The following is a 19,691-nucleotide window of genomic DNA, read 5'->3' on the forward strand; positions in this document are numbered from 1 at the left end:
GTACGGACGGATCCGCCAGGGCATACCGCGGTGGTACGGGCTAGCCTGAACCCGTTATCCCGCCGGAACAGAAGGACAATAGAAGGACAACCGAGGGCGAAGGAGGCGCTGGGAAATGGCGGCAGGCGCCCCCCGGATCTTTGTCTCGCACATCTCCGGTGTGGCCGTCTTCGATCCCGCCGGCGACCAGGTGGGCCGGGTCCGCGATCTCGTGGCGATGCTGCGGGTCGGCGGCCGTCCGCCCCGGCTGCTCGGGCTGGTCGTCGAGGTGCTCAGCCGGCGCCGGATCTTTCTGCCCATGACCCGGGTGACCGGTGTCGAGTCGGGCCAGGTGATCAGCACGGGTGTACTCAACATGCGCCGCTTCGAGCAGCGGCCCACCGAGCGCCTCGTACTCGGCGAGCTGCTTGACCGCAGGGTGCGGCTCGTGGAGAACGGCGAGGAGGTGACGGTCCTCGATGTCGCCATCCGTCAGCTGCCGGCCCGCCGCGACTGGGAGATCGACAAGGTCTTCGTACGGCGTGGCAGGAAGGGCGGCGCCCTGCGGCGGCGGGGGGAGACCCTGACCGTCGACTGGTCCGCGGTCACCGGCTTCTCGCTGGAGGAGGAGGGGCAGGGCGCGGAGAATCTTGTCGCCACCTTCGAACGGCTGCGCCCGGTCGAAGTCGCCAATGTGCTGCACCATCTGACGCCGAAACGACGCGGCGAAGTGGCCGTCGCCCTCGATGACGACCGGCTCGCCGATGTCATGGAGGAGCTGCCCGAGGACGACCAGGTGGAGATCCTTGGCAAGCTCAAGGAGGAGCGCGCCGCCGATGTCCTGGAGGCGATGGACCCGGACGACGCGGCCGACCTTCTCTCCGAACTGCCCGAGAACGACAAGGAGCGGCTGCTCACCCTGATGCGGCCGAACGACGCCGCCGATGTGCGGCGGCTGATGGCGTACGAGGAGCGCACGGCGGGCGGTCTGATGACGACCGACCCGATCGTGCTGCGGCCCGACGCGACGGTGGCGGACGCGCTGGCGCGGGTACGGCTCCAGGACCTCTCCCCCGCGCTCGCCGCGCAGGTCTATGTCTGCCGGCCGCCGGACGAGACGCCGACGGGCAAGTATCTGGGCACGGTGCACTTCCAGCGGCTGCTGCGGGATCCGCCGTACACGCTGGTCAGCTCGATCGTCGACAGCGATCTGCCGCCGCTCGCGCCCGACACCGCGCTGCCCGCGATCACCAGCCATCTCGCCGCGTACAACATGGTCTCGGCGCCGGTGGTGGACGAGGGCGGATCGCTGCTCGGCGCGGTGACCGTCGATGACGTACTCGACCACCTGCTGCCCGACGACTGGCGGGAGACCGGCTACCACGGGCTGGACGGGGCGGCCCGTGATGAGTGAGCGCCCCGACAGGGAGGCCGGCCGGGAGCGCGCGCGGACCGGCTCCGGGGCCGGTTCGACCGCGCTGCTCCGGGGTGGCCGGATCAGGCTCGACCAGCCGGCCCCGCCGCGGCGCCGACTGCTGCCCGAGTACGATCCCGAGGCTTTCGGGGTGCTTTCGGAGCGTATCGCCCGCTTTCTGGGGACGGGCCGCTTCATCGTCTGGATGACGCTGATCATCATCGTCTGGCTCGTCTGGAACGTCACCGCCCCGCGCGAACTGCGCTTCGACCCGTACCCGTTCATCTTTCTGACGCTGATGCTCTCCCTCCAGGCCTCGTACGCCGCGCCGCTGATCCTGCTGGCGCAGAACCGCCAGGACGACCGGGACCGGGTCACACAGGAGCAGGAGCGCAAACAGAACGAGCGCTCGATCGCCGACACCGAATACCTGACGCGCGAGATCGCGGCGCTGCGGATCGGTATGGGCGAGGTCGCCACGCGCGACTGGATCCGGTCGGAGCTTCAGGATCTGGTGCGGGACATGACGGAGCAGTACTCGCCGCCCCGGCCGGAACCCGGACGCGAGGAATCCGACCGCTGACGGTCTTTCCTGCGGCGGTGCGGATCGCCGTACCATCTCGGTATGGCTACCGACACGTACGGAACCGCCGTCCCCGCGGAAGAAGCGGTGCGCGAAGCGCTGGCGACGGTGAACGACCCCGAGATCCATCGGCCGATCACCGACCTCGGCATGGTCAAATCGGTGGATATCGGCGCGGACGGTGCGGTGGCCGTCACGGTCTATCTGACGGTTTCCGGCTGCCCGATGCGCGACACGATCACCCGGAGCGTGACCGAAGCGGTCGCCCGGGTCGCGGGCGTCACGCGGGTGGACGTCACGCTGGACGTGATGGGCGACGAGCAGCGGCGCGAGCTGGCGGCCTCCCTGCGCGGCGGCACCGCCGAGCGCGAGGTGCCCTTCGCCCAGCCGGGCTCCCTGACCCGGGTGTACGCGGTGGCGTCGGGCAAGGGCGGTGTCGGCAAGTCCTCGGTGACGGTCAACCTGGCCGCCGCCATGGCGGCCGACGGGCTGAAGGTCGGTGTGGTCGACGCGGACATCTACGGGCACAGCGTGCCGCGGATGCTCGGCGCGGACGGCAGGCCCACCCAGGTCGAGAACATGATCATGCCGCCGTCGGCGAACGGTGTGAAAGTGATCTCCATCGGGATGTTCACGCCGGGCAACGCGCCGGTGGTCTGGCGCGGCCCGATGCTGCACCGCGCGCTCCAGCAGTTCCTCGCGGACGTCTACTGGGGCGATCTGGATGTGCTGCTGCTCGACCTGCCGCCGGGGACCGGCGATATCGCGATCTCCGTGGCGCAGCTCGTGCCGAACGCCGAGATCCTGGTGGTCACCACCCCGCAGCAGGCCGCGGCCGAGGTCGCCGAGCGGGCCGGTTCCATCGCCGTACAGACCCATCAGAAGATCGTCGGCGTGGTCGAGAACATGTCGGGTCTGCCGTGCCCGCACTGCGACGAGATGATCGATGTCTTCGGCACCGGCGGCGGCAAGCTGGTCGCCGAGGGGCTGACGAGGACGACCGGCGCCGAGGTGCCGGTGCTCGGCGCGATCCCGATCGACGTACGGCTGCGGGAGGGCGGCGACGAGGGCAAGCCCATCGTGCTCTCCGACCCCGACTCGCCTGCCGCCACGGCGCTGCGCGGGATCGCCGGCAAGCTGAGCGGCCGGCAGCGCGGCCTGTCGGGCATGTCGCTGGGGATCACCCCGCGCAACAAGTTCTGAGCCTGCCCGGACGGTTCAACAGCTCAACGGGTAAGGGGCGGTCGCCTATTGCGACCGCCCCTTACCGGCTGTCCCGGTGGACCGCTGTTCTTCGACCGCTGTTCTTCGACCGCTGTTCGTCGACACCTTGTTCGTCGACCCTTGTTCGTAGCCCCCTGTTCTAGGGCGTGTACGTCCTGATGTCCTCGATCACCGAGAAGCCGAGGCCATAGGCGCTCATCCCGCGCCCGTACGCCCCGAGGTGCACCCCGCGGCGCGCCGAGCCGGCCAGCACCCAGCCGAACTCGGACTCGCGGTAGTGGAAGGGCGTCGGCTCCGCGTCGACCGGCAGCGAGAGCGTCGTCCACTCCGGTCCGTCCAGATCGTCGGCCAGTTCGAACGCCGCCTCCGTCTGCTGGTCCAGCCAGTTGTCGCGCAGCGCGTGGTCCAGCTGCGGGGGCCAGGTGAAGGCCAGCAGCCCCGAACCGGCCAGCCAGGCCGCGGAGGAGGCCGTGGTGGCGTCCAGGTGGCCCGTACCGTCACCGGTGCGCCGTTCGGGGCTCGTGGCCACCGTCACGACCACCGCGAAGCGTTCCCTGTCTGCGGCCGGAGCCTCCGGTCTTATCGACGGCTCTTCACCATGGCCCGTGGCGCCGTGCCGAACCGTTCCGTCAGCCGTCGCGCCGACCTGCATGAGCCAGCGCGGCCCGGTGAATGCGTCGTCCAGTCCGTACCAGGGAAAGGGCGCCCGCAGATAGCCTTCGACCGTGCGCCGGGCGGCTGCCACTCCTCCGGCCTTGGCTGAGCCGGCCGCGTCCCGCGTACCTGCCCGACTCGTCGTCTCCATCTGCCGGCGCCTCCTCGATCGTGAGCGTCCGGAGCGGCCCGCCCCCGACGGGCGCCTCACTGCCGGACAGTTGGAGGATAGCCACCAGGTCCCGACTCATCGGGATTGGTCGTACTCAGGTGGCGTCTGCGTCGAACGGCGGACGCTCGGGCTGAACGGGCTTTTCGCGCTTCTTGAGCAGGTCGGGGATGGTGGAGGAGCCGTTCGCGGACGACCCGATCGCAGCGGAGCCATTCGGGGAGAGCGGCGTCGTCGCGGAGACATCCGCGACGGACTCGCTCTCGCGGCCGTTCACCGCGTCCGCGACCTCATTCATCTCCTTGCGGAGGTCGAAGCTGCTGCGGATCTCGTTCAGACCGAGATCGTCGTTGTCCATCAACTGCTTGCGGACGAACGTCCTGGGGTTGAGGTCTTCGAACTCGAAGTCCTTGAACTCGGGACCCAGCTCGGAGCGGATGTCCTCCTTGGCGCTCTCGGAGAACGCGCGGACCTTTCTTATGAAGCCGGAGACATCCTGAATGACCTTGGGCAGCTTCTCGGGACCGAAGACGATCACGGCGAGGACCGCGAGCGCGATCACCTCAAGGGCGCCAATGTCATTGAACACGTGCTGCTCCTCGGGTGGATCGAAGGTCGGGCGAGGTCGGGGCCGCTCCACGGTACCTGCCCGAACTGTCCGGGCGGTACCTTCCGGTGGACGTCAGGTGCCGTCCGCGGAGCCGAGAGTCAACTTCATGGTCCGCTCTTTACCTCCGCGGGCCAGGGTCAGCTCCAGTTGGTCGCCGGGGCGGTGGGCGCGGATCTTGACGATCAGCTCCTCACCGCTGTGCACCCGCCGGCCGTTCACTTCCGTGATGACGTCCCCCGCCTTGATCCCGGCCTTGGCACCGGGGCCGCCCGCGGTCACCGCGGGACCGCCGTCGGCGGCCTTGTCACCGACCCGGGCGCCGTCGCCCGCGTACTCCATGTCGAGGCTGACGCCGATCACGGGGTGCGTCGCCTTCCCGGTGTTGATCAGCTCCTCGGCGACGCGCTTGCCCTGGTTGATCGGTATCGCGAAGCCGAGTCCGATGGAGCCCGACTGGCCGCCGGTGAGGCCCGTACCGCTGTCCGCGGCGCGGATCGCGCTGTTGATGCCGATGACCCGGGCCCGGGTGTCCACCAGCGGACCGCCGGAGTTGCCGGGGTTGATCGGGGCGTCCGTCTGGAGCGCGTCCACATAGCTGATGTCGCTGCCGTCGCCCTTCTCACCGCCCGCGGTGATGGGGCGCTGCTTGGCGCTGATGATCCCGGAGGTCACGGTGTTGGACAGATCGAAGGGGGCGCCGATGGCCACGACCGGATCGCCGACCTGGACGCTGTCGGAGTTGCCCAGCGGGAGCGGCTTGAGCCCGGAGACGCCGGTGACCTTGACGACGGCGAGGTCGTAGCCGGTGTCCTTGCCGACGAGCTTCGCCCTGGCGGTCTGGCCGCCGCTGAACGTGACCGATATCTCGCCGGAGGAGGAGGCCGGCTGGACGACATGGTTGTTCGTCAGGATGTGGCCCTGCCGGTCGAGGACGAAGCCCGTTCCGGTGCCCTGTTCTCCGCTGCCGCTGACATGCAGGGTGACGACGCTGGGCAGCGCGCTGGCGGCGATGCCCGCGACGCTGTCGGGCGCGCGGCCACCGGCTTCCGCGTCGGCCTGCGGGAGTTCGACGCTGGTGAAGCCGCCGTTGCGTTCGAGGTACGCGCCTACCGCGCCGCCGAGGACACAGGCGGCGAGGGCCAGCGCCCCGGCGGCGGCGAGCCCGGCCCGTCGGCCGCGCCGCTTGCGCGGCTCGCCGTACTGGGTCAGGGGCTGCTGCCCCGGCGCGTTCCAGGGGTCGTACCGGAGCCACTGCGACGTCTCCGGCAGGCCGGGGGCCTGGGCGTGGGCCTGGGCCTGGGACGGCGGGGGCGGGGGCATCGGCATGGGCTGATGGCCTGGGTGGTGATGCGGCTGCTGCGGGTGCGCGTGCGGCTGCTGCGGGATCTGGACCTGCGGCGGCGCCTGGTGCGCGGGCGGCGGCATCGGCGTGCCGTGGGGCGGGGTGGGGCGCTGTACGGGCGGTGCGAGCGCCCAGGGGCCGGGGCCACCGTAGGGCGGGGTGCTGTAGGCGTCGGGCTCGTGCAGCGGCTGTGGACGCCCCTGAGGCGCCGGAACCGCATCGGCGGGCGCTGGAGCCGGGTCGACGGGCACGGATGCCGCGTCCGTGGGCACAGGAGCCGCGTCGACGGGCACGGGGGCCGCATCGACGGGCACGGGGGCCGGGTCGGCCACCGCTGACGGCTTGTCAGCGACGGGGGGCAGCTGTGTCGTCACCTCGTCGCTCCGGGCCGACGGCACCCCGGGCCCCTGCGGTATCGCGCCCTCGGCCGAGGGACGGCTCCACCACTTCGCCTTGGGTCCCTCGGGTCCCTCGGGTCCGGTCGGCTTCCCGTCGTCCATGCTCTCCCCGCCACTGCCGTTCCATGCCCTGACGGGCACCCCTGCCAGGATTCAATCAGGTTTACGGATTTCCGCGCAGGGGGTCGCTCAGCGCCGGGCGGAAAGCGGCGCGCCGGGCAGTGTCGGCGCGGCCAGCTGGGTCGGGTTGGGGGTTGCCGTGGGGCTGATCCCGGACGCCTCGTCGATCTGGAGGGCCGAGCCCGTGGGCTGGATCAGCAGCGCCGGGGACGGACCGACCAGGGCGCCCGGTGAGAACGGGCGCTCGGAGAGTGTCTGTGTCTGGAACATGCCGGGAGGGGCCGCGGGGGTCGGGCGGTCGAGGGACCGCGACAGCGCTCCGCTGCCGCCGCTCTGACGCCGGGAGGACTCACCGCCGACGGCGGGGCCCGCGGTGCCGGGGGCACGCATGGGTGTCACATTGTTGCCCGCGCCCCGGGGCAGGGCATCGGCGGCCGTACCGAGCGGCATCGTCCCGCCGAGGGCCATCGCGGCGAACGACACCGCACTGGCGGCGGCGAAGGCGAACCGCTTGCCGCGCCACGGCGACCGCTCGGCCTCCTGGCGCCCGACCTCATGGATCCGGAAGCCGGAGCCGCTGGGCAGCACGGCGGCATGGGCGCCCGCCGGGACATAACCGAAGCCGTCGGTGCGGACGCCGAAAACGCCCTCACCAAAGCGCCCCCCATCGAAGAGCCCTTTTCCGCTGTCGTCATCACCACCCCCGGAGCCGGGAAAGCCGCCCGGCAGTGCCTGGAGTCTGGCGAGCAGCCCCGCGGAGGGCGGCGGCGGAGCGGACTGGGCGAACACACTCTTCAGCCGGCGCTGGGCGTCGGCCTCCGCCTTGCACTTGGCGCAGGTGGCGAGATGGGCCAGCACGCGCTCGCGCGCGTCATGGTCCAGCTCCCCGTCCACCAAGGCGGCGAGTCTGTCCCCCAAGTGCTGCTCGGCGGGGGTGGGGCTGGTGCCACTCACGCCGCTCCGCCCTCCCCGGACACGCTCACGAAGGCGCGCTGCTCGGCCCTTGCCTCGGGGGAACGGTGCTGGAGAGCCTTGCGCAGATGCGAACGGCCTCGGTGGATCCGGCTGCGTACGGTGCCGAGCTTGACGCCGAGCGTGGCCGCGATCTCCTCGTACGAAAGCCCCTCGATGTCACAGAGCACCACCGCGGCACGGAATTCGGGCGCGAGGGTGTCCAGCGCCTGCTGGACGTCCGCGTCGAAGTGCGTGTCGTGGAAGACCTGCTGCGGCGACGGCTCACGGCTGGGCAGCCGCTCCGCCGCGTCGTCACCGAGCGCGTCGAACCGGATCCGCTGCTTGCGCCGGACCATGTCGAGGAAGAGGTTCGTGGTGATGCGGTGCAGCCAGCCCTCGAAGGTGCCTGGGGTGTAGGTCGACAGCGAGCGGAAGACCCGGACGAAGACTTCCTGGGTCAGGTCCTCGGCGTCGTGCTGGTTGCCCGTGAGGCGGTAGGCGAGGCGGTAGACACGTCCGCTGTGCGTGCTGACGATCTCCTCCCAGCTGGGAGGCGTCCACGCCTGCGATTCCGCATCCGATGCGAAGGTCGCGGTAACTGCGGAGTCGGTGGAGCGAGAACGGTCAGCGAAGTTGGTCACGGATTTCGGCTTGCCGGCCGACCTGAGAAAGCGCGTCAGCACTCCTCCCCGATCCACAGGCTCAGCCGCACCTCCCCTATCGGCTCTGGTGGTGTCCAGTGGAGCCCCTACCATAGCCACTCCGCCCGTTAGCTCCGGATAAGAATCTTTACGTGAATTTAGGCCCGGTCGCAGGTCTTGATCCAGGTGTTCCCCGCTTCTTCTTAACGCCCGGTCCCATCTGCGGGTTCCCGGGCGCAGCGGATACAGTCACCGTTGCGCCGCCAACGGGGACAAGGAGAGGGTCATTACCGCCAACCGGCAGACGAGCTGGGCGTTCGCCGACGCCTTTGTCGCCGAGGACGAGGCACTGCTCTGGGCCCGGGACCGGGCCCGGGAGACAGGGCTCCGCTCGGTGTCACCAGGCACCGGCGCCTCGCTGCGTCTGCTCGCTGCCACCCTGGACGCGAAGGCGGTCGCCGAGATCGGCACCGGCACCGGTGTCTCGGGGACGTATCTGCTCCAGGGCATGCGGCCGGACGGCGTCCTGACCACGGTCGACACCGAGCCCGAGCGCCAGCAGTTCGCCCGGCAGGCCTTCCGGGCCGCGGGCTTCGCGGGGAACCGCGCGCGGTTCATCCCCGGGCGCGCGCTGGATGTACTGCCCCGGCTGGCGGACGGCGGTTACGACCTCGTCTTCTGTGACGGCGACCGGCTGGAGTGCCTCGACTATCTCGCTGAATCGTTGCGGCTGCTGCGCCCCGGCGGCCTGGTCTGTTTCGAGGGCGTCTTCGCGGGCGGCCGGACGGTGGACTCGGCGGCCCAGCCCGCGGAGGTGCTGAGGCTGCGGGAACTGCTGCGGACCGTACGGGAGAGCCAGGAGCTCCAGTCGACGCTGCTGCCGGTGGGCGACGGCCTGCTCTGCGCGATGCGGCGCGGCTGAGCCCGGGACACGCCGGCTCCTCGGAGAGCGGGCCGGATCAACAGGACGCCCCATGAACAGGTCACCGTAAAGAACAGGCCACCGCGGATCGGCACCGGACAGAGCTCTGCCCCGGCACGGACGTATCCGTACCGGGGCAGAGTTCTGTCTGTCCAGAGGTGACCGAACACCCCGGAGACTGTGAGCGCTCCGCTCAGCCGACGACCTTCTTCAGAGCGTCGCCGAGCGCATCCGCCTCGTCCGGAGTCAGCTCGACGACAAGCCGACCGCCGCCTTCGAGCGGAACGCGCATGACGATGCCCCGCCCCTCCTTGGTCACCTCGAGCGGGCCGTCGCCCGTTCGCGGCTTCATGGCCGCCATGCTCGTTCCCCTTCCTGAAACCAGCTCATCGCAGCCGGCGGCCCCATGACAGGCGCTGTGTCACCGGCATCGAACACATTGCTTCCAGCCCATTATCCCGCATGCCGGGACCCGATGACCAACATCGGACGGCATCGCTTGCGCAACGCGCTCTCGCAAAACCCCTCAATTCGGCGATCCGCCTGCGATACTTCGCCGCCGCGCGCTCCACCGGGGCCCGACTTTCTTAGACGCAGGTCACATGCCCGGCGCCGGCGATCTCCGCCATGCTGGGGCCGGACAGGACTGCCCGAGCCGCGAAGGGGACCGATCATGGCCGACACCGTGCTGTACGAGGTGCGCGACGGACTCGCAACGATCACGATCAACCGGCCCGAGGCCATGAACGCGATGAACGTCGCCGCCAAGGTCGCGCTCCGGGACGCGCTGCTGGCGTCCGCCGCCGACCCGGCCGTACGGAGTGTGCTGCTGACCGCCGCGGGCGACCGGGCGTTCTGCGTCGGACAGGACCTGAAGGAGCACACCGCGCTGCTGGAAGCGGACCGGGCCGCGGGCACCGGCGACACGATGAGCACCGTCCGCGAGCACTACAACCCGATCCTGCGGGCGATCACGGACATGCCCAAGCCGGTGGTGGCCGGTGTCAACGGGGTCGCGGCGGGCGCGGGTCTCGGTTTCGTCCTCGCGGCGGACTACCGGGTCGTGGCGGACACTGCCGCGTTCAACACGTCCTTCGCGGGGGTCGCGCTGACCGCGGACTCCGGGGTCTCGTGGACGCTGCCGCGGCTGGTGGGCCGGAGCCGGGCGACGGATCTGCTGCTCTTCCCGCGTTCGGTGCCGGCCCGTGAGGCGTACGACTGGGGTCTGGTGCACCGGCTGGTGCCCGCCGCCGATCTGGCGGCCGAGTCCGCCGCGGTGGCCCGCGCCCTGGCCTCGGGGCCGACGCTCGCCTACGCGGCGATCAAGGAGTCCCTGGCGTACGGAGCGGCCCACTCGCTGGCCGAGACCCTGGAGAAGGAGGACGAACTCCAGTCCCGGGCGGGCGGGTCGGAGGACCATGCCATCGCCGTGCGCGCGTTCCTGGCGAAGGAGAAGCCGCGGTACGTCGGCCGTTAGTACCGCTGGACGAGTAAGAGGCCGCGCGGATAGGTGGGGCCTCTAAGTCCGAAGTGGCGTCGTTCGCCCCCGGGCAGACGGGACTTCGGACTTACTCGTCCAGGGCGCATCAGCCAACGTTCACCCGGTAGTGCCGCGCTATGTGAGGGACGTGGCCGCAAAGGGGAGAAAGCCACGCCGACTCCGAAGGCCGGACGCTCCCTTGCTACCGAAACGGGGTGGTGTGCGTGGTGAGGTTTTCGCCGCCCTGGGTCGCTCAGCGGGCTCCCGCAGGGGCACGGAGCTGTTCGGCCAGCCGCTTGAGTTCGGCCGCCGCGGCAGGCGAGAGGTCGTTGAGTCCGCTGTGCACGGCCGTCGGGCTCTTCAGGAAGCGCCGGAGCACGGCCACAAGGAGCCCTTGCGGCAGAGCCCGCAACGCGGCGAACGCGCGAGGTACCGGCGGCGTCTCCATCGCGGCGAGGTTCTGCCGCATGAGGTGGAGCATGCCGCAGACCGCGTCCGGGGCGTCGGCCAGCGCTACCGGTCCGCCCGCCGCGTGTACCGCCTGACCGAGCGGGACCTCGAACGCGGCGTGCGTCCTGAGCCAGGCATCCATCTGCGGCTCGGCCTTGGCGTTGATCCCGGCGGCACGGAACGTCTCCACGATCCGTACCAGTCGCGGGGTGGTACGGCCGTCGGGCTCGCCGATCGGCATCGCGACCCGGCGGGTGATGAGATTGCTCTTGCGGTAGCGGACCACGTCGCCGTCCATCGTGCCGCCAGTCGCGGGGAAGCCGAGCAGCACCCGCTCGTGGCCGATCACCGCACCCAGCGTCTCCGGGCCGGCTGCCCAGTTGAGCAGGAACAGCACGTCACCTTGGACACCAGCGAGTGATTCAAGCACCGCGTCCACCTGGTGGGTGCGGACGAAGACGGTGATCAGGTCGTACGCGCCGTCCGGGTGCTCGATCACCGGTACCGGCACCCGCTTGACAGCTGGGCCGCCTTCCTCGGCGAGCCGCACTCCGTGCCGGCGCAGGGCGGTCAGGCGCTCGCCCCGGGCGAGGAGCGAGACGTCGTGGCCGGCCTCGTGCATGCGGGCGGCGAACAGGCTGCCGCAAACCCCGGCGCCGTACACGAGCAGCTTCATGACAGTCCTCTTTCACACGTTCGTTTGACTCATACGTTCGTTTCATTCAAACATATGTAGAGTCCCTCGTGTGGCGACCTCAGACACCCGAACCCAGATCCTCGACGCGGCCGAGCACCTCTTCGCCGAGCACGGATACCGCGGCACCTCGATCCGCGCGATCACCAAACTCGCCGGAGCGAACCTGGCCGCCGTCGGCTATCACTTCGGCTCGAAGGCGGAGCTGATGGCCGCAGTCGCCCGCCGCGTGAGCGAGCCCGTCAACGCTGCCCAGTGCGCCGGGCTCGACAAATTGCTCGCCAGGACTCCCGACCCACCGGTCGGCGAACTGGTGGAGGCATTCGCGGGGCCGCTGTTCGACGAGATGCCGGCCGGCGACGAGGGCGGCGCCCGGACGTCCCGGCTGATCGTGACGATCCTCAGCGACCCGGCCGAGGAGGCACGCAGCTGGACCGGCCCGGCCGAGGACTCGGTCCGCGAGCGCTACCTCGCGGCCTTCGCGCGCGTACTGCCCGGCCTTTCCCCGGAGGAGCTGTGGTTCCGGATCCGGGGGATCCTTGCCGTGACGGTCATCGACCGCCTTGAGGCCCACCAGCAGCCCTCCCCCGGCTGCGCGTCCCCGGTAGCGGGCGAGGCGGCCCGACGATGGGCGATCACGTTCCTGACGGCAGCGATAAGTGCGCCACCGACCCGAACCTGACGACCCAAAACAGACGCCGCGATGCGTACGTCCGCCGGGTGCAGCGAGCGCAGGTGGCGGCAGAATTCCAGGAACTTGCCGCGGTTCTTGGTCTTCGCGGCACTAGGCCCGCCGGGCGCTCAGCCCCGCGTCGCACCCGCGCGCGGGGCGCTGTCCCGTACGAAGCAGTCCGCCAGATGATCGTTCACCAGACCGCACGCCTGCATCAGGGCGTAGGCGGTCGTGGGGCCGACGAAGCGGATGCCGGCCTTCTTGAGGGCCTTGGCGAGTGCCGTGGACTCGTCGGTGACCGCCGGTACGTCGGCGGTCGTACGGGGAGCCGGGCGCTTCGCCGCGTCCGGTGCGTACGACCAGATCAGCCTGTCCAGCTCACCCGCGGACCAGTCGGCGAGGACGCGCGCGTTGGACAGCGTGGCCTCGATCTTGGCGCGGTTGCGGATGATGCCCGGATCGGCGAGCAGCCGTTCCCCGTCCGCGTCGGTGAACTCCGCCACCGACGCGATCTTGAACGAGGCGAAGGCGCTACGGAAGCCCTCGCGCCGGCGCAGGATCGTGATCCACGACAGCCCGGACTGGAACGCCTCCAGACACAGTCGCTCGAACAGGGCGTCGTCGCCATGGACCGGGCGGCCCCACTCGGAGTCGTGGTACGCGATGTAGTCCTCGGCCGACAGGCCCCAGGGGCAGCGCGGCTTCCCGTCGGGACCCGTCACCGCGGCGCCGTCGCTCATCGGCCGGTGTCCTCTCCGGGCTTGTCGAAGAGATCCCCGGGTTCGTCGAAGAGGTCTCCGGGCTTCTTGAAAAGGTCTCCGGGCTTGTCGAAGAGGTCGGGCGAGGAGACCGCGGTGGCCTGGATCCCGGCGAGCGCCGACTCCAGCTCCGCGATCCGCGCGTCCCGCTCCGCCAGCTCCGCGCCGAGCCGGCCGAGCACGTCGTCCACCTCCGCCATGCGGTAGCCGCGCGCCCCGACCGGCAGCCGCAGCGCCTCGACATCGGCGCGGCCGACCGGGCGGGTCAGCGGCAGGGGATCCACCAGCCGTTCCGGAGCGGCCTCCGGCAGGAGCGCGCGATCGCCGCCGCCGACGACCGCGAGCGTGACCGCGGCGACGACCACGACCATCGCGATGAGCAAGAACAAGAACACGTGCTTCTCCCCGGGCAGGAAAACGTCCGGTGCCGATCGTGCCATGCCCCACTGACAGCCGGGGCCGTCCGCTCCGGGACGACTAGGCCCTGTCCGGTCGATCTTCGCGGGCCCGCGAAGATCGACCGGACAGGGCCTAAGGTCGCAGGCGGACGAACACAAGGAGGATCAGGGGATGCGCGGCGGGACTCTGCGGCTGGGACGTCGGGAATTCGACCCGACTGAGCCGGTGATCATGGCCATCGTCAACCGGACTCCGGACTCCTTCTACGACCGGGGCGCGACCTTCCGCGATCAGCCCGCCCTCGACCGGGTGGAGCGCGCGGTGTCCGAGGGGGCAGCCATCATCGACATCGGCGGGGTGAAGGCCGGGCCCGGCGACGAGGTCACGGCCGAGGAGGAGGCCCGCCGTACGGTCGGCTTCGTCGCCGAGGTGCGCCGCCGCCATCCCGAGGTGGTGATCAGCGTCGACACCTGGCGGCACGACGTCGGCGAGGCGGTCTGCGAGGCGGGCGCTGATCTGCTCAACGACGCGTGGGGCGGGGTGGACCCCCGGCTGGCCGAGGTCGCGGCGCGGTACGACGTGGGGTTGGTCTGTACGCACGCGGGCGGGGCGGAGCCCAGGACCCGGCCGCACCGGATCGCGTACGACGATGTGATGGCGGACATCCTGCGGGTCACGCTCGGGCTCGCCGAGCGCGCCCTGGAGCTGGGCGTCCGCCGGGACCGGATCATGATCGACCCCGGCCATGACTTCGGCAAGAACACCCGGCATTCCCTCGAAGCGACCCGCAGGCTGGGCGAGATGACGGAGACGGGCTGGCCGGTGCTGGTCTCGCTCTCCAACAAGGACTTCGTGGGCGAGACGCTCGACAAGCCCGTCAAGGAGCGGTTGACCGGAACCCTGGCGACGACCGCCGTATCGGCATGGCTCGGGGCCCGGGTCTACCGCGTCCATGAGGTCGCGGAGACGAAGCAGGTCCTGGACATGGTGGCGGCCATCGCGGGCCACCGCCCCCCGGCGGTCGCCCGCCGAGGTCTGGCCTGAGCCCGTCCGGCCCGGTGGGGCGCGGGCGCCGGCGGAGTTCCGGGCGATCGACGAACGGTCGCGGCTGTCGGCGGCCCCCCAAGGTCAGTTGCGCGTCTCCTTGGTGACGAGCGCGACCGCCTCGTCCACGTCGTCCGTGACATGGAAGAGGAGCAGATCCTTCTCGGACGCCTTGCCCTGGGCCACGACGGTGTCCCGCAGCCAGTCGACGAGACCGCCCCAGTACGCCGTACCGAACAGGACGATCGGGAAGCGGGTGACCTTGCGCGTCTGGACCAGGGTGAGCGCCTCGAACAGCTCGTCCAGCGTGCCGAGGCCGCCCGGCAGGACCACGAAGCCCTGCGCGTACTTGACGAACATCGTCTTGCGGACGAAGAAGTAGCGGAAGTTCACGCCGATATCGACATGGGGGTTGAGCCCCTGCTCGAAGGGCAGCTCGATGCCGAGTCCGACGGAGACGCCCTGCGCCTCGCGCGCCCCTCGGTTCGCCGCCTCCATGGCGCCGGGCCCGCCGCCGGTGATCACCGCGAATCCGGCGTCGACCAGCGCGGAGCCGATCCGGATGCCCGCCTCGTACTCGGCGGAGCCGGCCGGGGTGCGCGCGGAGCCGAAGACGCTGATGGCGCTGGGCAGTTCGGCGAGGGCGCCGAAGCCCTCCACGAACTCCGACTGGATGCGCATCACCCGCCAGGGATCGGTGTGCACCCACTCCGAGTCGCCCTCGGTGTCCAGCAGCCGCTGATCGGTCGTGCCCTCCTGCACCTGTCCCCGGCGACGGATCACCGGCCCGAGCCGCTGTTCCTCCGGCTTCTCCGCTCCGTCAGGCATGCCCATGAGCTGCTCCCTCCGCTGCTGTGCGTTGTTCTGGGCAAGGGTAGGTCCACGCACGTGACAAACGACGAAATTCCGGCAGTCGATCAGGCCCTCACTCAGTGAGCGCTCCGCCCCTCGGTGAGCGCACGGCCCGCCCGGGCCACGGACCGCCCGGGCCACGGACCGCCCGGGCGCGCTTCAGCCGGTGAGCCAGTCGCGGAGACGGTTCTCGCAGTGGGTGATCCGCTCGACCGCCACCCGCTCGTCGCGCTTGTGGGCGAGCAGCGGGTTCCCGGGGCCGTAATTGACCGCGGGCACCCCGAGCGCACCGAAACGTGACACGTCCGTCCAGCCGAACTTGGGCCGTGCCGTGCCGCCGACGGCTGCCATGAAGGCGGCCGCGGCGGGGTGCGAGAGACCTGGCAGGGCCGCCCCGGAGTGGTCGTCCACTGTGAACTCCGTCACTCCGCAGTCCGCGAAGACCTCGTGGACATGCGCGAGGGCTTCCTCCTCACCGCGGTCCGGCGCGTAGCGGTAGTTCACGACGACGGTGCACGCGTCCGGGATGACGTTGTTGGCGACGCCGCCCTCGATCCGTACGGCGTTGAGCCCTTCGCGGTACTCCAGGCCGTCGATGACCGGCCTGCGCGGCTCGTACGCGGCGAGCCGGGCCAGGATCGGCGCGGCGGCGTGAATGGCGTTGGCCCCCATCCAGCCGCGCGCGGAGTGTGCCCGCTCCCCCGTCGTATGGAGGAAGACCCGGAGCGTGCCCTGACAACCGCCCTCGACCTCGCCGTCGGAGGGCTCCAGCAGCACCGCGAAGTCGCCCTCCAGCCAGTCCGGATGGGCCTCTGCCACATGTCCGAGACCGTTGAGATGTGCGGCGACCTCTTCGTTGTCGTAGAAGACGAAGGTCAGGTCGCGGTTGGGCTCGGGGACGGTCGCCGCGATCCGCAGCTGTACGGCGACGCCCGCCTTCATGTCGCTCGTACCGCATCCCCACAGCACCCCGTCGTCGTCCAGCCGGGAGGGCACGTTGTCCGCGATCGGGACGGTGTCGATATGTCCGGCGAGGACGATCCGCTCGCCGCGGCCCAGCCGGGTCCGGGCCACCACGTTGTTGCCGTGGCGGTCGACGGTGAGATGCGGCAGCGCCCGCAGCGCCTCCTCGATCGCGTCGGCGAGTGGCTTCTCCTCGCCGCTGACCGACGGGAAGTCGACCAGGCGTGCGGTGAGCGCCGGGGCGTCAAGAGTGAGGTCGAGCACGTTCTCAGACATGGTTTTGACCCTACCCGTGAGCGCCGGCCGGACCCGCTCCGCGCCGACGGCCGGACCCCGGCGTCGGCGCGAGCCGCCGCCACCCTCTCCAGTACGGTGGCCTCGTGTCCGAGACCGCCTCCCGCTCCCGTCGCGGCCGCCTCCCGCGTATCGCCGCCGCCCTCGCCGTGCTGCTGGCCCTGGCCGGGTATGTGGTGGTCCAGTACATGAGCGCCGGCGGCGGTCCCCCGCGCTGTCTCGTGCGCGCCACGGACAGGTCGGGCGGCGACAGCCCCACCTACGAGATGACCCCGGAGCAGGCCGAGAACGCCGCGACGATCTCGGCGGTGGGCACCACCAGGGGGCTGCCCGAGCGCGCGGTCACGATCGCGCTGGCCACCGCCCTCCAGGAGTCCGCGCTGCGCAATCTGAACCACGGCGACCGCGACTCGCTCGGCCTGTTCCAGCAGCGGCCCTCGAAGGGCTGGGGCACCGAGGCGCAGATCCAGGACCCGGTCTACTCGGCGGGCCAGTTCTACGACCATCTCGTCAAGGTCCCCGGCTACTCGCGGCTGCCGCTCACCGAAGCGGCCCAGCGCGTCCAGCGCAGCGGCTTCCCGCAGGCGTACGCGAAGCACGAGCCGGACGCCACACTGCTGGCCGCGGCCCTCACCGGCCGGTCCGGCGCCACGCTGACCTGTACGGCGCCGAGCGGCGCCGAGCCCGGGGACCCGGCGAAGGTACGGGCCGCGCTGGTACGGGACTTCGGGGCCGAGGTGCTGCCCGGCGCCGACACGGTCGGCCGGGCGGGGGCCTCGGGCATGGCCGCCGAGGTGTCCGTACCGGTATCGGCCACGACCGGCGGTTCGCAGAACGCCGGCTCCTCCGCGCTGCGCGGCTGGGAGCTGGCGCACTGGGCCGTGGCGCAGTCCACCGCCCTGCGGATCGACGAGGTGCGCTACGCCGGCCGGATGTGGAGCGCGAAGAACGCGAACACGGCGAACAGGGGCTGGCAGCGGACCGGCTCCTCGGAACAGAAAAGCGCGGATTCAGGTCTGGCGGAAGTTCGAATTCGCACTGCGCAGTAGTACGGCGGCGTCACCCGAACGGGCGAGTCCGCGCCGCCCCGCATCGCTTTTCCTCCGATGATTGTGCCGCGCGCCCATGATCCGCCGTTTCCCTTGGGAACAAAGGGGTGTAACGGTTCAGCAGGTCTGTCGTCACGGGATCGTTTGCCCGTTTTTATCCGTAGCCGATAATGCGACGCATTACCAACTCTTTACCCTCGTTCGCCGCAACCTTCGCCGCCCTTTGAGGGGTTGTCACTACGTCCGATCGACGGACAAGCACTATTTCTCTCCCTTCCAAGGAGCATCATGTCCCTCCCCCTGACCCGTCGGATCGCCCGTGCCGCCCTCCTCGTCGCCGCGGGCGCGGCCCCGGTGATCGGTGCGGCCGGCGCGGCGAACGCGGCCGCGCTCCCGCAGGCCACCGACCTGGGTGCGGTGAGCGCGCTGGACGGCGCGGCCGTGGGCGACACCGTCGACACCGGCGCCCAGAAGGCGACCGGCGTGGTGGGCGACGCGGGCAGCAAGGCCGTCAAGACGGGCGTCCCGGCCGCGGGCAAGGCCGTCGGCAAGGTCGGCAAGACGGCGACGCCCGCCGTGCAGAAGGCGGCCGGTGACACCGCGGGCGGCGCCGGTCAACTCCTCGGCGACACCGCCGCGTCCGCCACGTCCGCCACGTCCGCCACGGAGGGTGCCGCGCCGACCGGCGCGCTCGGTGGCGGTCTGCCGACCGGCAAGCTGCCGGTGTCGCTGCCGCTCGGCTGACACCCGCGCACGCGCGTCGCGACGCGGACGAGGGGGCCCGGGAAGCAGTCAGCGGTCGCTTCCCGGGCCCCCTCGCGTCACCGTCGTACGCGGTACGGGCGTCTCAGCCCAGCCGCTTGACCGCCGCTTCGACGCGCTCGTCGGTGGCCGTCAGCGCCACCCGTACGTGCCGGTCCCCGGCGGGACCGTAGAAATCGCCGGGCGCGACCAGAATGCCCAGCTCCGCGAGGTGCGCCACGGTGTCCCAGCACGGCTCGTCGCGCGTCGACCACAGATAGAGGCTCGCCTCGCTGTGGTCGATACGGAAGCCGTGCGTCTCCAGCGCGGCGCGCAGCGCGGCGCGCCGGGCCGCGTACCGCTCCCGCTGTTCCCGTACGTGCGCGTCGTCGCCGAGCGCCGCGACGGTCGCTGCCTGCACCGGCGCCGGGACCATCATCCCGCCGTGCTTACGGATCTTCAGCAGCTCGCCCAGGACGGCCTTGTCGCCCGCCAGGAAGGCCGCGCGGTAGCCGGCCAGGTTGGAGCGCTTGGAGAGCGAGTGGACGGCGACGATCCCGTCGTACGAACCGCCGCGGACGTCCGGGTGCAGCACCGATACGGGATCGGCCTCCCAGCCCAGCTCCAGATAGCACTCGTCGCTGAACAGCAGCACGCCGTGCTCGCGCGCCCAGGCGACGATCCGGGTCAGCTCGTCCGGCGCCAGGACGGCTCCGGTCGGGTTCGACGGCGAGTTGAGCCAGAGGAGCTTCAGCCCGGCGGGGTCGAGATCCGTAGGGTCGTCGTACGGGACGGGCTCGGCGCCGCAGAGCCGCGCGCCCACCTCGTACGTCGGGTACGCGAGCCGCGGGAAGGCGACGCGGTCACCCGCGCCGAGGCCGAGCTGCGTCGGCAGCCAGGCCACCAGTTCCTTGGAGCCGATCACCGGCAGCACATGCTCGTGCGTCACGCCGCGCGCGCCGAGCCGCCGCTCCACCCAGCCGGTGAGCGCGTCCCGCAGCGCGGTCGTCCCCCACACCGTCGGATAGCCGGGGGAGTCGGCGGCCTCGATCAGGGCCCGCTGGATCAGTGCCGGGACGGGGTCGACGGGGGTCCCGACGGACAGGTCCACGATCCCGTCCGGATGGGCCGCCGCCGTGGCCTTGTAGGGCTCCAGCTTGTCCCAGGGAAAGACGGGAAGACGCGAAGAGACTGCGGACACGTGCTCACTCTTTCTCGTACGGATGCTCGCGTACGGATCCTCTCGTACGGTGCTCGTTCCCGCCGCACGGACTCGTGCGAACC

20 protein-coding genes and 2 pseudogenes are annotated in these 19,691 nt (G+C 71.0%); 9 read left to right on the top strand and 13 right to left on the bottom strand.

Going from position 1 to position 19,691, the window contains the following annotated elements; genetic code table 11:
• Window positions 1-115: 115 nt before the first annotated feature.
• From ACFRMN_RS11545 to ACFRMN_RS11555, 3 genes are read left to right on the top strand one after another with little or no spacing between them, the layout of a single operon-like run.
• Entirely contained in the window at window positions 116-1,393 is a 1,278-nt protein-coding gene (locus ACFRMN_RS11545; protein ID WP_383016893.1) for a magnesium transporter MgtE N-terminal domain-containing protein, read from the top strand.
• Entirely contained in the window at window positions 1,386-1,976 is a 591-nt protein-coding gene (locus tag ACFRMN_RS11550; protein WP_383016896.1) for a DUF1003 domain-containing protein, read from the top strand. The genes ACFRMN_RS11545 and ACFRMN_RS11550 overlap by 8 nt, the downstream gene beginning before the upstream one ends.
• Before the next feature lie 42 nt (window positions 1,977-2,018).
• Window positions 2,019-3,179 (top strand): Mrp/NBP35 family ATP-binding protein, encoded by a 1,161-nt coding sequence (locus ACFRMN_RS11555; RefSeq protein ID WP_383016898.1) that lies wholly within the window; start codon window positions 2,019-2,021, stop codon window positions 3,177-3,179.
• A 160-nt stretch (window positions 3,180-3,339) separates the two neighbouring features.
• Here ACFRMN_RS11555 and ACFRMN_RS11560 read toward each other — a convergent pair whose 3' ends face one another.
• The 5 genes from ACFRMN_RS11560 to sigE form a co-directional block, all read right to left on the bottom strand.
• Entirely contained in the window at window positions 3,340-4,005 is a 666-nt protein-coding gene (locus ACFRMN_RS11560; protein ID WP_383016901.1) for a hypothetical protein, read from the bottom strand.
• Between the two features lie 115 nt (window positions 4,006-4,120).
• Entirely contained in the window at window positions 4,121-4,612 is a 492-nt protein-coding gene (locus tag ACFRMN_RS11565; RefSeq protein WP_383016904.1) for a sec-independent translocase, read from the bottom strand.
• A 93-nt stretch (window positions 4,613-4,705) separates the two neighbouring features.
• The gene (locus tag ACFRMN_RS11570) at window positions 4,706-6,475 is read right to left on the bottom strand and encodes a trypsin-like peptidase domain-containing protein (protein WP_383017250.1); all 1,770 of its coding nucleotides are present in this window, start codon (window positions 6,473-6,475) and stop codon (window positions 4,706-4,708) included.
• Between the two features lie 87 nt (window positions 6,476-6,562).
• The gene (locus ACFRMN_RS11575) at window positions 6,563-7,447 is read right to left on the bottom strand and encodes an anti-sigma factor family protein (protein ID WP_383016907.1); all 885 of its coding nucleotides are present in this window, start codon (window positions 7,445-7,447) and stop codon (window positions 6,563-6,565) included.
• Window positions 7,444-8,202, bottom strand: a complete 759-nt coding sequence (gene sigE, locus ACFRMN_RS11580) for an RNA polymerase sigma factor SigE (protein ID WP_383016910.1) — start codon at window positions 8,200-8,202, stop codon at window positions 7,444-7,446. Before sigE ends, ACFRMN_RS11575 begins: the two co-directional genes overlap by 4 nt.
• 141 nt (window positions 8,203-8,343) lie before the next feature.
• Here sigE and ACFRMN_RS11585 point away from each other — a divergent pair.
• A pseudogene (locus ACFRMN_RS11585) lies at window positions 8,344-9,010 on the top strand (O-methyltransferase).
• A 193-nt stretch (window positions 9,011-9,203) separates the two neighbouring features.
• Here ACFRMN_RS11585 and ACFRMN_RS11590 read toward each other — a convergent pair.
• Window positions 9,204-9,371, bottom strand: a complete 168-nt coding sequence (locus tag ACFRMN_RS11590) for a DUF3117 domain-containing protein (protein ID WP_003966491.1) — start codon at window positions 9,369-9,371, stop codon at window positions 9,204-9,206.
• Window positions 9,372-9,683: 312 nt separating this feature from the next.
• Here ACFRMN_RS11590 and ACFRMN_RS11595 point away from each other — a divergent pair, with 312 nt between their 5' ends.
• Window positions 9,684-10,487, top strand: coding sequence for an enoyl-CoA hydratase-related protein (locus ACFRMN_RS11595; RefSeq protein WP_383016913.1), 804 nt, complete (start codon window positions 9,684-9,686; stop codon window positions 10,485-10,487).
• Between the two features lie 256 nt (window positions 10,488-10,743).
• Here ACFRMN_RS11595 and ACFRMN_RS11600 read toward each other — a convergent pair whose 3' ends face one another.
• Window positions 10,744-11,616 (bottom strand): ketopantoate reductase family protein, encoded by an 873-nt coding sequence (locus tag ACFRMN_RS11600; RefSeq protein ID WP_383016916.1) that lies wholly within the window; start codon window positions 11,614-11,616, stop codon window positions 10,744-10,746.
• Window positions 11,617-11,686: 70 nt separating this feature from the next.
• On the opposite strand from ACFRMN_RS11600, the gene ACFRMN_RS11605 reads away from it, so the two are divergent.
• A complete protein-coding gene (locus tag ACFRMN_RS11605) occupies window positions 11,687-12,316 on the top strand; it encodes a TetR/AcrR family transcriptional regulator (protein WP_383016919.1) in 630 nt (209 codons plus the stop codon).
• Window positions 12,317-12,333: 17 nt separating this feature from the next.
• Here ACFRMN_RS11605 and ACFRMN_RS11610 read toward each other — a convergent pair.
• The 3 genes and pseudogenes from ACFRMN_RS11610 to ACFRMN_RS11620 all read right to left on the bottom strand — a co-directional run.
• Window positions 12,334-12,411 (bottom strand): annotated as a pseudogene (locus ACFRMN_RS11610) (transposase); the annotation flags it as partial.
• 24 nt (window positions 12,412-12,435) lie between these two features.
• Complete coding sequence (locus ACFRMN_RS11615) at window positions 12,436-13,047, bottom strand: DNA-3-methyladenine glycosylase I (RefSeq protein WP_383016922.1); 612 nt, start codon at window positions 13,045-13,047, stop codon at window positions 12,436-12,438.
• Window positions 13,044-13,460: a DivIVA domain-containing protein gene (locus ACFRMN_RS11620; RefSeq protein WP_383016925.1), complete on the bottom strand. Its 417-nt coding sequence runs from the start codon at window positions 13,458-13,460 to the stop codon at window positions 13,044-13,046. The genes ACFRMN_RS11615 and ACFRMN_RS11620 overlap by 4 nt, the downstream gene beginning before the upstream one ends.
• A 175-nt stretch (window positions 13,461-13,635) precedes the next feature.
• Here ACFRMN_RS11620 and folP point away from each other — a divergent pair, with 175 nt between their 5' ends.
• Window positions 13,636-14,508: a dihydropteroate synthase gene (folP, locus tag ACFRMN_RS11625; RefSeq protein ID WP_383016928.1), complete on the top strand. Its 873-nt coding sequence runs from the start codon at window positions 13,636-13,638 to the stop codon at window positions 14,506-14,508.
• Between the two features lie 84 nt (window positions 14,509-14,592).
• Here the strand turns inward: folP and ACFRMN_RS11630 are convergent, their stop codons facing one another.
• Together ACFRMN_RS11630 and dapE are read right to left on the bottom strand one after the other, a co-directional pair.
• Window positions 14,593-15,342 carry a TIGR00730 family Rossman fold protein gene (locus ACFRMN_RS11630; RefSeq protein ID WP_383016931.1) on the bottom strand — a complete coding sequence of 250 codons (750 nt, stop codon included), beginning with the start codon at window positions 15,340-15,342 and terminating at the stop codon, window positions 14,593-14,595.
• A gap of 177 nt (window positions 15,343-15,519) precedes the next feature.
• Complete coding sequence (dapE, locus tag ACFRMN_RS11635) at window positions 15,520-16,599, bottom strand: succinyl-diaminopimelate desuccinylase (protein ID WP_383016934.1); 1,080 nt, start codon at window positions 16,597-16,599, stop codon at window positions 15,520-15,522.
• A 104-nt stretch (window positions 16,600-16,703) separates the two neighbouring features.
• On the opposite strand from dapE, the gene ACFRMN_RS11640 reads away from it, so the two are divergent.
• On the top strand, window positions 16,704-17,666 hold the full coding sequence (locus tag ACFRMN_RS11640; protein ID WP_383016937.1) for a hypothetical protein: 963 nt from the start codon (window positions 16,704-16,706) through the stop codon (window positions 17,664-17,666).
• 288 nt (window positions 17,667-17,954) lie between these two features.
• Window positions 17,955-18,410: an ATP-binding protein gene (locus tag ACFRMN_RS11645; protein ID WP_383016940.1), complete on the top strand. Its 456-nt coding sequence runs from the start codon at window positions 17,955-17,957 to the stop codon at window positions 18,408-18,410.
• A gap of 103 nt (window positions 18,411-18,513) precedes the next feature.
• Here ACFRMN_RS11645 and ACFRMN_RS11650 read toward each other — a convergent pair whose 3' ends face one another.
• Window positions 18,514-19,608 carry a bifunctional succinyldiaminopimelate transaminase/glutamate-prephenate aminotransferase gene (locus ACFRMN_RS11650; protein WP_383016943.1) on the bottom strand — a complete coding sequence of 365 codons (1,095 nt, stop codon included), beginning with the start codon at window positions 19,606-19,608 and terminating at the stop codon, window positions 18,514-18,516.
• Window positions 19,609-19,691: the final 83 nt, after the last annotated feature.

The sequence above is a fragment of the Streptomyces sp. NPDC056835 genome, from assembly GCF_042789485.1.
Classification (GTDB): domain Bacteria; phylum Actinomycetota; class Actinomycetes; order Streptomycetales; family Streptomycetaceae; genus Streptomyces.

Bases quoted from the DNA above. Each gene is read 5' to 3' on its own strand.
- ACFRMN_RS11570 (WP_383017250.1), bottom strand. From the start codon at position 6,475: ATGGACGACGGGAAGCCGACCGGACCCGAGGGACCCGAGGGACCCAAG.
- ACFRMN_RS11550 (WP_383016896.1), top strand. From the start codon at position 1,386: ATGAGTGAGCGCCCCGACAGGGAGGCCGGCCGGGAGCGCGCGCGGACC.
- ACFRMN_RS11590 (WP_003966491.1), bottom strand. From the start codon at position 9,371: ATGGCGGCCATGAAGCCGCGAACGGGCGACGGCCCGCTCGAGGTGACC.
- ACFRMN_RS11615 (WP_383016922.1), bottom strand. From the start codon at position 13,047: ATGAGCGACGGCGCCGCGGTGACGGGTCCCGACGGGAAGCCGCGCTGC.
- folP (WP_383016928.1), top strand. From the start codon at position 13,636: ATGCGCGGCGGGACTCTGCGGCTGGGACGTCGGGAATTCGACCCGACT.
- ACFRMN_RS11560 (WP_383016901.1), bottom strand. From the start codon at position 4,005: ATGGAGACGACGAGTCGGGCAGGTACGCGGGACGCGGCCGGCTCAGCC.
- ACFRMN_RS11555 (WP_383016898.1), top strand. From the start codon at position 2,019: ATGGCTACCGACACGTACGGAACCGCCGTCCCCGCGGAAGAAGCGGTG.
- sigE (WP_383016910.1), bottom strand. From the start codon at position 8,202: ATGGTAGGGGCTCCACTGGACACCACCAGAGCCGATAGGGGAGGTGCG.
- ACFRMN_RS11600 (WP_383016916.1), bottom strand. From the start codon at position 11,616: ATGAAGCTGCTCGTGTACGGCGCCGGGGTTTGCGGCAGCCTGTTCGCC.
- ACFRMN_RS11545 (WP_383016893.1), top strand. From the start codon at position 116: ATGGCGGCAGGCGCCCCCCGGATCTTTGTCTCGCACATCTCCGGTGTG.
- ACFRMN_RS11630 (WP_383016931.1), bottom strand. From the start codon at position 15,342: ATGGGCATGCCTGACGGAGCGGAGAAGCCGGAGGAACAGCGGCTCGGG.
- dapE (WP_383016934.1), bottom strand. From the start codon at position 16,599: ATGTCTGAGAACGTGCTCGACCTCACTCTTGACGCCCCGGCGCTCACC.
- ACFRMN_RS11645 (WP_383016940.1), top strand. From the start codon at position 17,955: ATGTCCCTCCCCCTGACCCGTCGGATCGCCCGTGCCGCCCTCCTCGTC.
- ACFRMN_RS11595 (WP_383016913.1), top strand. From the start codon at position 9,684: ATGGCCGACACCGTGCTGTACGAGGTGCGCGACGGACTCGCAACGATC.